Source organism: Streptomyces sp. NWU339 (genome assembly GCF_003143855.1).
Classification (GTDB): Bacteria; Actinomycetota; Actinomycetes; order Streptomycetales; family Streptomycetaceae; genus Streptomyces.
Map to the genome: position 1 here is coordinate 22,984 of NZ_QFRK01000008.1, position 13,834 is coordinate 36,817.

Annotated in this window: 7 protein-coding genes; 3 read left to right on the forward strand and 4 right to left on the reverse strand. The window is 72.1% G+C overall.

Annotated elements, in window-relative coordinates:
* The first annotated feature begins 37 nt into the window (after positions 1-37).
* From DIZ27_RS11595 to DIZ27_RS11605, 3 genes are all read left to right on the forward strand, one after another.
* Entirely contained in the window at positions 38-703 is a 666-nt protein-coding gene (locus DIZ27_RS11595; protein ID WP_109378283.1) for an HAD family hydrolase, read from the forward strand.
* 470 nt (positions 704-1,173) lie between these two features.
* Positions 1,174-6,099: an NAD-glutamate dehydrogenase gene (locus tag DIZ27_RS11600; protein WP_109378284.1), complete on the forward strand. Its 4,926-nt coding sequence runs from the start codon at positions 1,174-1,176 to the stop codon at positions 6,097-6,099.
* A gap of 128 nt (positions 6,100-6,227) precedes the next feature.
* Positions 6,228-7,829, forward strand: coding sequence for a hypothetical protein (locus DIZ27_RS11605; protein ID WP_375231956.1), 1,602 nt, complete (start codon positions 6,228-6,230; stop codon positions 7,827-7,829).
* Positions 7,830-7,838: 9 nt separating this feature from the next.
* On the opposite strand, the gene DIZ27_RS11610 is transcribed toward DIZ27_RS11605, so the two are convergent.
* The 4 genes from DIZ27_RS11610 to DIZ27_RS11625 form a co-directional block, all read right to left on the reverse strand.
* Positions 7,839-9,521 carry a glycosyltransferase family 2 protein gene (locus DIZ27_RS11610; protein ID WP_109378285.1) on the reverse strand — a complete coding sequence of 561 codons (1,683 nt, stop codon included), beginning with the start codon at positions 9,519-9,521 and terminating at the stop codon, positions 7,839-7,841.
* Positions 9,521-11,815, reverse strand: a complete 2,295-nt coding sequence (locus DIZ27_RS11615; protein WP_109378286.1) for a CDP-glycerol glycerophosphotransferase family protein — start codon at positions 11,813-11,815, stop codon at positions 9,521-9,523. The genes DIZ27_RS11610 and DIZ27_RS11615 overlap by 1 nt, the downstream gene beginning before the upstream one ends.
* A gap of 99 nt (positions 11,816-11,914) precedes the next feature.
* Positions 11,915-12,832 carry an ABC transporter ATP-binding protein gene (locus DIZ27_RS11620; RefSeq protein ID WP_181383484.1) on the reverse strand — a complete coding sequence of 306 codons (918 nt, stop codon included), beginning with the start codon at positions 12,830-12,832 and terminating at the stop codon, positions 11,915-11,917.
* Positions 12,825-13,754 carry an ABC transporter permease gene (locus tag DIZ27_RS11625; protein WP_109378287.1) on the reverse strand — a complete coding sequence of 310 codons (930 nt, stop codon included), beginning with the start codon at positions 13,752-13,754 and terminating at the stop codon, positions 12,825-12,827. The genes DIZ27_RS11620 and DIZ27_RS11625 overlap by 8 nt, the downstream gene beginning before the upstream one ends.
* Positions 13,755-13,834 lie beyond the last annotated feature (80 nt).

Consider the following 13,834-nt stretch of genomic DNA (forward strand, 5'->3'; position numbering starts at 1 on the left):
GGCCCGGTTGTCAGTGCCGGCGGGTACTTTTTCTTCCATGGGGATGCACACGGACGCGCACATCGTCTGGGACTGGAACGGCACGCTGTTCCACGACGTCGACGCGGTCATCGGCGCGACGAACGCGGCCTTCGCCGAGCTGGGCCTGGAGCCGCTCACGCTGGAGCGGTACCGGGAGCTGTACTGCGTGCCGGTGCCGAAGTTCTACGAGCGGCTGATGGGGCGGCTGCCGAGCGGGGCCGAGTGGGAGCTGATGGACGCGACCTTCCACCGGTACTACTCCGAACACCGGGTGCGGTGCGCGCTCGCCGAGGGCGCGGCCGAGCTGCTGGCGCAGTGGTCGGAGGCGGGGCGCAGTCAGTCCATCCTCAGCATGTACGGGCACGACGACCTCGTGCCGCTGGTCCGGGGCTTCGGCATCGAGCCGCACTTCATACGCGTCGACGGGCGGTCCGGGCCGTCCGGCGGAGGCAAGTCGGAGCACATGGTGCGCCACCTCCGCGCGCTGACCGACATCGACCCGGCGCGTACGGTGGTGATCGGGGACGCCGCCGACGACGCGCTGGCCGCCCGGCGCGTGGGGGCGAAAGCCGTGCTCTACACCGGCGGTTCGCACAGTCGGGCCAGCCTCGAAGCGGTCGGGGTGCCGGTGGTGGACACGCTGGCGGAGGCCGTCGCGGAAGCGGAACGCCTGGCCGGCTGACCGCCGGGCCCGCGCACGCAGCACTGAGCACCGCAGGCGCGCACTGTGCAGAACGTCCAAGTTCCACCCTGTGTTTTGTACACATACGGCTCATGACGGGCCCCCTGCGGGGGGCGATAGCCTGGGTGGCGTGATCAGCGCGATAGCTCGCGGGGGCCTCGCCGTCCCCGCCGTGCGCCCGGAGAGCACGGACGACAGCCGTGGCCGGGCGGGGCTCGCTGGTCCTCGCGGGCGGGAGAGGACCCGAAGGGTTCCAGGGGCGCGCGGCACTCCCCGGGTACGGACGCGGAAGAGAGCAGCGTCACACCCGGCGGGCGCGTCGAAGTTGGCAGAGAAGCCCCCGCTCGTCTCATCTTGCGGCATAGCGTCGGAACGGACCGGACACCCCGCGTCGTACCACCGCACCGCAAGCGCGGAGACCGTACTTCCTTCTACGTCACGCAATGGCGCGCGACAGGAGTCAGAGGACAATGCAGACCAAGCTGGACGAAGCAAAGGCCGAGCTGCTCGAAAAGGCCGCCCGGGTAGCTGAGAACAGCCCGGCCGGCGGGAAACTGCCGACCGGGACGACGGACAAGGGCATGCCCGACCGGGACACCGTGCTCGCGTTCCTCCAGCGCTACTACCTGCACACCGCCCCGGAGGACCTCCTCGGCCGCGACCCGGTCGACGTCTTCGGAGCCGCCGTCGCGCACTTCCGGCTGGCCGAGAACCGTCCCCAGGGCACGGCCAACGTCAAGGTCCACACCCCGACCGTCGAGGAGAATGGCTGGACCTGCAGCCACTCCGTCGTCGAGGTGGTCACCGACGACATGCCCTTCCTCGTGGACTCCGTCACCAACGAGCTGACCCGTCAGGGCCGGGGCATCCACGTCGTCATCCACCCGCAGATCGTGGTCCGCCGCGACCTCACCGGGCAGCTGATCGAGGTGCTCGCCACCCCGCCCGCCGACGACCTCCCGCACGACGCCCACACCGAGTCCTGGATCCACGTCGAGATCGACCGCGAGACCGACCGCGGCGACCTCAAGCAGATCACCGCCGACCTGCTGCGCGTCCTGTCCGACGTCCGCGAGGCCGTCGAGGACTGGGGCAAGATGCGGCAGGCCGCCATCGGACTGGCCGAGGGGCTGCCCGACGAACCCGCCCCCGGGGACGTGCCGGGGCAGCAGGTCGAGGAGGCCCGGGAACTGCTGCGCTGGCTCGCCGACGACCACTTCACCTTCCTCGGCTACCGCGAGTACCAGCTGCGCGACGACGACTCCCTCGGCGCCCTCCCCGGCACCGGTCTGGGCATCCTGCGTGCCGACCCGCACCACGCCACCCCGGAGGGCCATCCGGTCAGCCCCTCCTTCGAGCGGCTGCCCGCCGACGCCCGGGCCAAGGCGCGCGAGCACAAGCTGCTCGTGCTGACCAAGGCCAACAGCCGGGCCACCGTGCACCGGCCGTCGTACCTGGACTACATCGGCGTCAAGAAGTTCGACGCCGACGGCAACGTCGTCGGTGAGCGCCGCTTCCTCGGACTGTTCTCCTCCGCCGCCTACACCGAGTCCGTCCGCCGGGTCCCGGTGATCCGCCGCAAGGTCGAGGAGGTCCTCGAGCGGGCCGGCTTCTCGCCGCACAGCCACGACGGGCGCGACCTGCTGCAGATCCTGGAGACCTACCCGCGCGACGAGCTCTTCCAGACCCCGGTCGGCGAGCTCCAGGCCATCGCCACCTCGGTGCTCTACCTCCAGGAGCGCCGCCGCCTGCGGCTCTACCTGCGCCAGGACGAGTACGGGCGCTACTACTCCGCCCTCGTCTACCTCCCGCGCGACCGCTACACCACCGGGGTGCGCCTGAGGATCATCGACATCCTCAAGGAGGAGCTCGGCGGCGTCAGCGTCGACTTCACCGCCTGGAACACCGAGTCGATCCTCTCCCGGCTGCACTTCGTGGTCCGTGTCCCGCAGGGCACCGAGCTGCTCCAGCTGTCCGACACCGACAAGGAGCGCATCGAGGCCCGCCTGGTCGAGGCCGCCCGCTCCTGGGCCGACGGCTTCGGCGAGGCACTCACCGCAGAGCTGGGCGAGGAGCGCGCCGCCGAACTGCTGCGCCGCTACGCGGGCGCCTTCACCGAGGGCTACAAGGCCGACCACCCCCCTCGCAGCGCCGTCGCCGACATCGTCCGGCTGGAACAGCTCGACCAGGAGAAGAACTTCGAGCTCAGCCTGTACGAGCCGGTGGGCGCGGCCCCCGGGGAGCGCCGCTTCAAGATCTACCGCCAGGGCGAGGCCGTCTCCCTGTCCGCCGTGCTGCCCGTGCTCCAGCGGCTCGGCGTCGAGGTCGTCGACGAGCGGCCCTACGAGCTGCGCCGCGCCGACCGCAGCGTCGCCTGGATCTACGACTTCGGACTGCGGATGCCCAAGGTGTCCGACGCCGAACACCTCGGGGACGACGCCCGTGAGCGGTTCCAGGACGCCTTCGCCGCGACCTGGACCGGCCAGGCGGAGAACGACGGCTTCAACGCCCTCGTGCTGAGCGCCGGGCTGGACTGGCGGCAGGCGACGGTACTGCGCGCGTACGCTAAGTACCTGCGCCAGGCCGGCTCCACGTTCAGCCAGGACTACATGGAGGACACCCTCCGCAACAACATCCACACCACCCGGCTGCTCGTCTCCCTGTTCGAGGCGCGGCTGTCGCCGGAGCGGCAGGGCGCCGGGTTCGAGCTGCTGGACGCCCTGCTGGAGGAGATCGACGCCGCCCTCGACCAGGTCGCCTCGCTCGACGAGGACCGCATCCTGCGCTCCTTCCTCACCGTGATCAAGGCGACGCTGCGCACCAACTTCTTCCAGCAGTCGAGCGACGGCCGCCCGCACGACTACATCTCCATGAAGTTCGACCCGCAGGCCATCCCCGACCTGCCGGCGCCGCGTCCGGCGTTCGAGATCTGGGTGTACTCGCCGAGGGTCGAGGGCGTGCACATGCGCTACGGCAAGGTCGCGCGCGGCGGCCTGCGCTGGTCGGACCGCCGGGAGGACTTCCGCACCGAGATCCTCGGCCTGGTCAAGGCGCAGATGGTGAAGAACACCGTCATCGTGCCGGTCGGCGCCAAGGGCGGCTTCGTCGCCAAGCAGCTGCCCGACCCGTCCGTGGACCGCGACGCCTGGATGGCCGAGGGCGTCGCCTCCTACAAGACGTTCATCTCGGCGCTGCTCGACATCACCGACAACATGGTGGCCGGCCAGGTCGTGCCCCCGGTGGACGTCGTCCGGCACGACGGGGACGACAACTACCTCGTCGTCGCGGCCGACAAGGGCACCGCGCGGTTCTCGGACATCGCCAACGAGGTCGCCGAGTCCTACGACTTCTGGCTCGGCGACGCCTTCGCCTCCGGCGGCAGCGCCGGATACGACCACAAGGGCATGGGCATCACCGCCCGCGGCGCCTGGGAGTCCGTCAAGCGGCACTTCCGGGAGCTGGGCGTGGACACCCAGAGCCAGGAGTTCACGGCCGTCGGCATCGGTGACATGTCCGGTGACGTGTTCGGCAACGGCATGCTGCGCAGCGAACACATCCGGCTGGTCGCCGCCTTCGACCACCGGCACATCTTCATCGACCCGAACCCGGACGCGGCCGTCGGCTACGCCGAGCGCCGCCGCCTGTTCGAGCTGCCGCGCAGCTCCTGGGCGGACTACGACCCCGACCTGCTGTCGGCCGGCGGCGGGGTGTTCCCGCGCAGCGCCAAGTCCATCCCGGTCAACGCCCAGATCCGCGAGGCCCTCGGCCTCGACGAGAGCGTCACCAAGGCGACCCCGGCCGACCTGATGAAGGCGATCCTCAAGGCGCCGGTGGACCTGCTGTGGAACGGCGGCATCGGTACGTACGTCAAGGCGTCCACCGAGTCCAACGCGGACGTCGGGGACAAGGCCAACGACGCGATCCGCGTCGACGGCAAGGACCTGCGGGTCGCCGTCGTCGGCGAGGGCGGCAACCTGGGCTTCACCCAGCTCGGCCGGATCGAGGTCGCGCTGCACGGCGGCCGGATCAACACCGACGCCATCGACAACAGCGCGGGCGTGGACACCTCCGACCACGAGGTGAACATCAAGATCCTGCTCAACGGCCTGGTCGCGGACGGCGACATGACGGTCAAGCAGCGCAACAAGCTGCTCGCCTCGATGACCGACGAGGTCGGCCGGATGGTGTTGCGCACCAACTACGCGCAGAACACCGCCATCGCCAACGCCCTGGCCCAGTCCAAGGACATGCTCCACGCCCAGCAACGCTTCCTGAAGCACCTGGTGCGCGAGGGCCACCTCGACCGGGCCCTGGAGTTCCTGCCCACCGACCGCCAGATCCGCGAGCGGCTGGCCGCCGGGCAGGGCCTGACCGGCCCGGAGACGGCCGTCCTGCTGGCGTACACGAAGATCACGGTCGCCGAGGAGCTGCTGAGCACCTCGCTGCCCGACGACCCGTACCTCAAGACCCTGCTGCACGCGTACTTCCCGACCCCGCTGCGCGAGCAGTTCCTCGACCGGATCGACAACCACCCGCTGCGCCGCGAGATCACCACGACCGTCCTGGTCAACGACACGGTCAACACGGGCGGTACGACGTACCTGCACCGGATGCGCGAGGAGACGGGCGCGTCGCTGGAGGAGATCGTCCGGGCCCAGACCGCGGCCCGCGCGATCTTCCGTTCCGCCCTGGTGTGGGACGGCGTCGAGGAGCTCGACAACAAGGTCGACGCGGACGTCCAGACCCGGATCCGGCTGCACTCGCGGCGGCTGGTGGAGCGCGGCACGCGCTGGCTGCTCAACAACCGGCCGCAGCCGCTGGAGCTCGAGGAGACGGTGACGTTCTTCGCCGAGCGCGTCGAGCAGGTCTGGTCGCAGCTGCCCAAGCTGCTGCGCGGCGCGGACCTGGAGTGGTTCCAGAAGATCCACGACGAGCTGACGGGCGTCGGCGTCCCCGGCGAACTCGCCACCCGCGTGGCCGGCTTCTCCTCCGCGTTCGCGGCGATCGACATCGTCTCGGTGGCCGACCGCCTGGGCAAGGAGCCGCTGGACGTCGCCGAGGTGTACTACGACCTCGCCGACCGGCTGCGCATCACCCAGCTGATGGACAGGATCAGCGAGCTGCCCCGCGTGGACCGCTGGCAGTCCATGGCCCGCGCGGCGATCCGCGAGGACCTGTACGCGGCGCACGCGGCGGTGACGGCCGAGGTGCTGGCGGCGGGCAACGGCACGGCGACACCGCAGCAGCGGTTCCAGGCGTGGGAGGCGAAGAACGAGGCCATCCTCGGCCGGGCCCGCACCACCCTGGAGGAGATCCGCAGCTCGGAGACGTTCGACCTGGCCAACCTGTCCGTGGCGATGCGGACGATGCGGACGCTGCTGCGCACGCACTCGTAGGGCACGGCGCCGACGCGGCAGCGACACGGCACTGACGCACCCAGGGGTGCCCCGGACACGACGGTCCGGGGCACCCCTGTGGTGTCGTCGGGGTGCCCCGGGGCCGATGTGGTGTTAAGGCTCTGAGAGTGACCGTCCGTCCCGTTCGTTCCGGCCGCTCTGCCGGTGCCCGGCCCGCCCTGCCCGGGAGGACCGGCGGGCCGGGTGCCGCGCTCCGGTCGGCGGGCATCGCCCGGGCCGCCGTTCAGGTCGCCGCCGGGTCGGCCCTGGTCCTGCTGCTCGCGGTGATCGTGCCACTCCCGTGGGCCGGCGACCTCGGCATGCACGCGGCGACCCTGCAACGCCTGCGGCACGACCTGGCCGACCCCGGCAACCCCCTGGTCGACGCGGACACGCAGAGCCCGTACTACTCGCCGTGGACCGTGCTGCTCGGCGGCCTCGCCCGGCTGACGGGTCTGCCGGTTTTCGTAGTGCTGCGGCTCGCAGCCCTGGCCGGACTCGCGCTGCTGGTGACCGGCGTATGGCGTTACGCACGGGCGCTGACCGTGCGCGAGGCGGCTCGCGGGACCGGGGCCCGGGCCGCGCACGGGGCGGGGCAGCGGGCCGTCTTCGCGCTCGCCCTGCTGAGCCTGCTGTTCCTGTGGGGCACGACCCCGTTCCTGTGGAGCGGCTTCCCGGGGCTCCACTCGCTCGCGCTGACGGTGTCCTACCCGAGCACCCTCACCCTGGGCCTCGCCTTCCACCTCTGGGCCCGGCTGACGGCCGCGCTGCGCCGCCGGGCCGGGTGGGGAACGTGGGCGGGGCTGGGCACGCTGTGGGCGGTGATCCTGCTGTGCCACCAGTTCACCGGCGTCGTGGCCACGGTCGGCGCACTCGCCACGGTGCTCTCGGCCCGGCCCGCGCGACTGCCGCGGGCGGTGTGGCCGCGGCTCGGCGCCGGGCTGCTGCTGGGCGTCCTCGTGCTGTGGGCCTGGCCGTACTACGACTTCTTCGCGCTGATGGGCGCCGGCGCCGGGCTGGAGTCGGTGCACCGGGAGCTGTACCGGGACCTGCCGGCCCGGTTCGGGCTCGTGCTGCTCGGCGTGGCCGCGCTGGCCGTGCGGTGGCGGCGCGACCGGTGGGACCCGCTCGCGCTGTTCTTCGCGCTGGGCGCGCTGGTCTTCGCGGCGGGTTGGCTGAGCGGCCACTACGCGTGGGGGCGCGCACTGCCCGCCGTGCTGATCCCGGCGCAGCTCGCGGCCGCGCTGGAGACGTTCGGGGCGGCGCGGCGCACGCTGCGCGCCGGGTGGGCCGTCGTCCTGACCGGTGCGCTGGCCGTCGGCGCGTGGGCGCAGGCGGGAGCGGTGGGCTACGTCGTCCCGCGCGAGGCGCTGCCCCCTGCGGTCGAGGCCCGGTACCGGGAGCCGTGGACGGGGTACCACTGGATGACACCGTGGGTGAAGTACGGGGACGTCGTCATGGCCGAGACGGAGCCGGCCCGCCGGATTCCCGCGTACGGGCCCTACACGGTCGCCCCCGGTTACCCCGACTTCTTCCTGCCGGACGAGAAGCGCAGGGCGGCGGCCACGGAGCAGTACTTCGCGCCGCGCACACCGGCGCGGGTGCGCCGGGGCATCGAGCGGGCGTACGGGGTGCGGTGGGTGGTGGACACGACGGGCACCCTGCACGACACCGGGCTGCGGGCCGTGGCCCGGGGACCGGAGGGCCAGACGCTCTACGCGGTGCGCTGACCGCGCGCCTCACCACCCCAGCACGTTCGCCACCGGGCGGGCCAGACGCCGCACCGTCGGGCGGGTCACCCGGGCCGTCACCCCCACGGGTTCCCAGCGGATCTGCAGGCGGCCCGCGCCGTGGCCCTCCGGTTCGACGGTGACGCGGTGCGGGGCCGCGCCACGGCGGTACGGGACACGGGCGGTGAACGGGGGGAAGGCCGGGGGAGCCAGCAGGAGACCCGCGTTGCCCTGCCCCCGCAGGGTGAGGTGGAGCAGCGGATGGCGCACCCCGGCGAAGCCGCTCACCGGCAGGGAGGCAGCCGCCAGGTCGAGGCCGACGCGGCCCTCGAAGACACCGGAGCGGACGGGGGAGAGGCGGAAGGGCACGCTGAGGCAGCGCCGGCCGGGAGAGACGAGGAGGGTCGCGCGCTGCGGGCCGAGCGGGAGGCGCAGCGCCGGATCGTAGGTACGCACCGTCAGTTCGACCGATCCGCCGGGACCTCGGTCGATGTCCGTGATCTCGTGGCGGAACAGGGCGGTGAGGAAGGGGCGGGTGTCCGGTTCCAGGTCGGAGAGGTCCAGCTCGGCGCGGGCGGCGGCGGACGCGGGAACCCGGTCGCCCCAGTAGGCGCGGCCGTCCGGGCCCACGGTCAGCTGCCTCGGGCCGATGTCGTGGCCCAGGCCGCGGGCCGCCTGCCGGGCCTCGGCCAGGCGGCGGTCACGGAGCAACCGGAGGACGACCCGTTCGGCGCGCGGGAGGCGGGCGTACGCGCCGGGCGACAGCGTCTCCAGGTACGGGTTCAGCAGGTCCGCGAAGCCCGCGAGCCACTCGTCGTCCCGGTGGGGCAGGTCGCCCGTGTACATCCGGACGTCGTGCTTGAGGAACTTGTGGTCCTTGTCCGCACGCAGTGACGCGTGCCCGCTCTCCGTGAGGAAGGCGTCGATGAGGTGCTGGACGCGGACCCGGTCGCGGACGTTGTCCAGCTTGTGCCGCTGGTTGGAGATGGACGCCGACTCCCGGGCGGCGTAGGGCGCTATGTACCAGAGGTACACCGGCTCCGGGACGATCGTGAACCTCCTCGCCAGGCAGTACGCCTGCGCCGAGAACAACTGGTCCTCGTAGTGGATGCCCTCGGGGAAGCGCAGGCCGTGCCGGTCGAGGAAGGCCCGGGAGTACATCTTGCCGGTCGACAGGTGCTCGAAGAACAGCCGCGGATCGGCCTCGATGCCGTCCAGGGTGCGGCGCTCGCGCACCAGGTGCGGCATCCAGGTGGAGCGGCGGCCGGTGTCGGTGCGGACGCGTCGTACCGCGCCCATCGCGAAGTCGATGTCCCGTTCGCGGTGGGCGGCGAGCAGCAGCGCCACGGCGTTCGCGGGGAGTTCGTCGTCGCTGTCGAGGAACATCAGATACGGCGCGCGGGCGGTCTCCAGGGCGCGGTTGCGGGGCGCGCTGCAGCCGCCGCTGTTGTACGGCAGGCGCAGGTACCGGATACGCGGGTCCGCGGCCGCCAACCGCCGTGCCACCTGGGGGGTTCCGTCCGTCGAGTGGTCGTCGCTGATGACGATCTCGAGGTCGCGGTGGGTCTGCCGGCGGACCGACTCCACCGCGCGGGGGAGGCGTTCGGCGTCGTTGTGGACGATGACCGTCACGGTGACGTCGGGTGCGTCGAGCGCTTCTCGAAGGCCGTTCGCCTCGGGGAGCGGACTCATCAGGAGTTCGCCTCCTCGGGGGCGGGCGCCGGGGTGCGCTCCTCCAGGGGCAGCACCGGCGGCAGCGACTCCTCGCCCTGGCCGAGGAAGACCCGGCGCACGACGCGTTCGGCGGCGCGGCCGTCGTCGTACTCGCAGAACCGGCGCCGGAAGACGGCCCGCGCCTTCGCCGCGCTCGCGTCGCGCCAGGCGTCGGTGGTGAGGATCCCGGTCAGCTCCTCCTGGGTACGGGCCACCGGGCCCGGCGCCTCGGCCGTCAGGTCGAAGTAGACGCCGCGCGTCTCCCGGTAGACGTCCCAGTCGTCGGCGTGGATCACCAGGGGGCGGTCCAGGTTGGCGTAGTCGAACATGATCGACGAGTAGTCGGTGACCAGCAGGTCGGCGGCCAGACACAGGTCCTCGACCGGGTCGTAGGACGAAACATCAACGATGCGGGCGCTGCGGCCGCCGCGCCGCAGCGCGGTGAAGGGGGCGGTGCGGGGGGAGGCGCTCCCGGCGGTTCCGGCGCTCCCGTCGTAGAAGTAGTGGCCTCGAACCAGCAGGACGGTGTCCTCGCCGAGGCGGTCGGCGAGCGCGGCGAGGTCCAGGTGCGGGACCCAGCCGGCCTCGTAGTCGCGGTGCGTGGGCGCATACAGCACGGCCCGGCGACCGGGGGCGACGCCGAGGCGTTCGCGGATCGCGCGGATGTCGTCGGCGCCGGCCGTGTAGTAGACGTCGTTGCGCGGGTAGCCGTAGTCGAGCGAGACGTGGCGGGACGGGTACGCCCGCTGCCACATGCGGGTCGTGTGGCTGTTGCTGGAGAGGCTGTAGTCCCACTTGTCAACGCGCTCCAGCAGGGCCTGGAAGTCCAGGCCCCGGGCGGCGGCCGGGAACGGCATCTGGTCCACGCCCATGCGCTTGAGCGGGGTGCCGTGGTGTGTCTGGAGGTGGACGGCGTCGGGGCGTTTGACCACGGCGTCCGGGAAGTTGACGTTGCTGACGAGGTACTTCGCGGTGGCGAGCACCTCCCCGTGGCGGCGGGTGCCGGGCACCACATGGTCCGTGCCGGGCGGGAGCAGGGCGGCGCTGTGGGCGTTCACCACCCACACCGGATGGATCCACGGGGTGAGTTCGGCGAGCTTGGCGGCGATCGCGGCCGGATTGCAGGCGACACCGCGGTTCCAGTACGCCGTGAACACCGCCAGGTCCGGGTCGACGGGGCGGCGCAGGGCCCTGCGGTAGTGGTGGTCGACGAGCAGGGTGCCGAGCTGCCGCCTGCCGGCGCGCGCCGCGGACCCGGCGGCGCGGCGGGTGCGGTTGGCGGCCTGGAGGGCGCGGTACCGGGTGTAGGCGCCCTCCTCGAGCAGCGAGCGCCGGACGCCCTCGAGGCCTGCCGGGCGCCGGTGGCCCTCGGGGCGGTGGCGTACGGCGGCCAGCGAGGCGCGGCGGAAGAACTCCCGGGCGACCGGATCGGGCATGCCGCCGCGGACGAAGGTGCGCAGGCAGTCGTCGACCATGATCTCGTACAGCGCCTCGTGGACGGCGGGGCGGTCGTCGGCGAGGCCGAGGAGGGCTTCGTAGTGTTCGACTAGGGCGTAGCGCTGCTCGGGGGTGACCGGCGGGAGAGCGGCGGGACGCAGCCGCCGGTCCTCGTGGGCGACGCGGGGCAGACAGGCGACGCGGTCGGCGAGCAGGAGGGCGGCGCGGGCGGCGTACGGTTCGTCGAACGTGTCGCCGTCCGGGACGCCGACCGCGGTGAGCCGGGTGTGACGGGTCCGCCAGAAGGCGGCGCGCAGGACGCGGGTGCCGAGCAGCGGGGTGAGGCGCAGCAGGTGCGCGCAGTCGTCGAGGGCGAGTTCGGCGTGGCCCGCGCGGACGAGCAGGGGGCCGTCGGGGGAGGGCAGGCCGGAGCTGTCCCAGGTGCTGCGGACGTGGTCCAGGAGCAGGACGTCCACGGTGTCGGGGAGCCGGGCGAGGTGCTCGGCGACCGCACGCGGACCACCGGACGGCAGGCCGTCCTTGGCGCGGACGAAGTGCAGCCAGCGGCCGGTGGCCAGGGCCGCCCCCGCCGCCCTGGCCACCGGGTCGGACGTGCCGTCGGGCAGGGGCAGCACCTGGATGTCGGGGGTGTGCCGCTCGGCGGTCTCCCGGGCCCAGTCGCCCACGGCGGCGACGATGACCTCGATGTCCGGGGAGGGATCCCCCTCGAAGGTGGTGCGGGCGGTGAGGGAGTCGGGGGAGCAGAGGGAGTCGAGGAGGCCGGTCAGGTGGTCCTGGGTGTTCGGTCCGTGGACGATGACGCTGAGCTCGGGCATCTCGGGGCTCCTTCGTCTCGTCACCGATCCGGGCGTTCCCTTCGGTCATAGTGGCATCAATGTGACGAAGGGGCTGCCCGGAGACGGACGGGCGGCACCTCACGAGGGGGCGGTGGCGGCCTCCGGTTCGGTCACCGTCGTGGGCTCGGTCGCGGCTTTCGGCTCGGTCTCGGTCTTCGGTTCAGCCGTGGCCTTCGGCTTGGGCTTCGGCTTGGGCTTGCGGGCCTTGTCCGGGCCGCCGGTGAACTTCTCGTACTCCTTGAGCACCTCGTCCGTCGGCCCGTCCAGGCGCAGCTCGCCCCGCTCCAGCCACAGCACGCGCTCGCAGGTGTCCCGGATCGACTTGTTGCTGTGGCTGACCAGGAACACCGTCCCGGCGTGCTTGCGCAGCTCCCGGATGCGGTCCTCGGAACGCTTCTGGAAGGAGCGGTCGCCCGTGGCCAGCGCCTCGTCGATGAGGAGGACGTCGTGGTCCTTGGCGGCGGCGATGGAGAAGCGCAGCCGGGCGGCCATGCCGGAGGAGTAGGTGCGCATCGGCAGGGTGATGAAGTCGCCCTTCTCGTTGATCCCGGAGAAGTCGACGATCTCCTGGTAGCGCTCCCGGACCTGCTCGCGGGACATGCCCATGGCGAGGCCGCCGAGGTGGACGTTGCGCTCGCCGGTGAGGTCGTTCATCAGGGCGGCGTTGACGCCGAGCAGGGAGGGCTGGCCGCCGGTGTAGATCCGGCCGTTCTCCACCGGGAGCAGTCCGGCGACGGCCTTGAGCAGGGTCGACTTGCCCGATCCGTTGGTGCCGATCAGGCCGATGGCCTCGCCCCGGTAGGCGACGAAGGACACGTTCCGCACCGCGTGCACCGTGCGCACGCCGGCCGCCTGCTCGGTCTTCCGGCGCCGCACGATGCGGTTGAGGGCGGCGGTGGCGGAGCCGCGTCCGGCGCCGGTGCCGTTGACCCGGTAGACGATGTCGACGCCGTCGGCGATGACGGTGGGAATCTTCTCAGCAGCGTTGTCAGCCACGACCGTAGGTCTCCTCGGCCTTCCAGAAGTAGACGAAACCGATCACCCCGGCCAGCAGCGCCCAGCCCACCGCGACCGCCCACACGTGCGGCGGCAGATACGCGGAGCCGTAGCCGTCGATCAGCGCGAAGCGCACCAGGTCCATGTAGACCGCGGCCGGGTTCCACTGCAGCACGTCGGCCAGCCAGCCCGGCACGTCCTTGTCGGCCAGCATCGCCGGAATGCTGAACATCACCCCCGAGGCGTACATCCAGGTGCGCAGCACGAACGGCATCAGCTGGGCCAGGTCCGGCGTCCGGCTGCCGAGCCGCGCGAAGAGCAGCGCCAGCCCGGTGTTGAAGACGAACTGCAGCCCCAGCGCGGGCACCACCAGCAGCCAGGACAGTCCGGGCAGGCTGCCGAACGCCAGCACCACCAGCACCAGCACGACCAGCGAGAACAGCAGCTGCTGCAGCTGCTGCAGCGCGAAGGAGACCGGCAGCGCCGCCCGCGGGAAGTGCAGCGCCCGCACCAGGCCCAGGTTGCCGGAGATGGCCCGCACCCCGGCCAGCACCGAGCTCTGGGTGAAGGTGAACACGAACACCCCGGTCACCAAAAACGGCACGTAGATCTCGTGCGGGATGCCTTTGCGGGCGCCCAGCAGCAGCCCGAAGATGAAGAAGTACACGGCCGCGTTCAGCAGCGGGGTGGCCACCTGCCACAGCTGGCCCAGCCGGGCCTGGCTGTACTGCGCGGTCAGCTTCGCCCGGGAGAAGGCCAGGATGAAGTGCCGGCGCGCCCACAGCTGACGGACGTACTCGGGCAGCGACGGCCGGGCGCCGCTGACCGTCAGCCCGTACCGGGCGGCGAGCGCCGGGAGGTCGTCCTCGGCCGGGACCGGGCGGACCGGTGGGGAAGGCGGTGTGTGGAGGGCCTGACTCACATCCGCTTCTTTCGCTAGGGGGAGTAGTGGGGGTGGCGGCGTGGCGGTGCGATGCCGTGTTCCGCCCGGTGTTTCCCCGC

What these genes read in the sequence shown, in the direction of transcription:
- DIZ27_RS11595 (WP_109378283.1), top strand. Translation starts at nt 38, where the DNA reads ATGGGGATGCACACGGACGCGCACATCGTCTGGGACTGGAACGGCACG.
- DIZ27_RS11600 (WP_109378284.1), top strand. Translation starts at nt 1,174, where the DNA reads ATGCAGACCAAGCTGGACGAAGCAAAGGCCGAGCTGCTCGAAAAGGCC.
- DIZ27_RS11610 (WP_109378285.1), bottom strand. Translation starts at nt 9,521, where the DNA reads ATGAGTCCGCTCCCCGAGGCGAACGGCCTTCGAGAAGCGCTCGACGCA.
- DIZ27_RS11615 (WP_109378286.1), bottom strand. Translation starts at nt 11,815, where the DNA reads ATGCCCGAGCTCAGCGTCATCGTCCACGGACCGAACACCCAGGACCAC.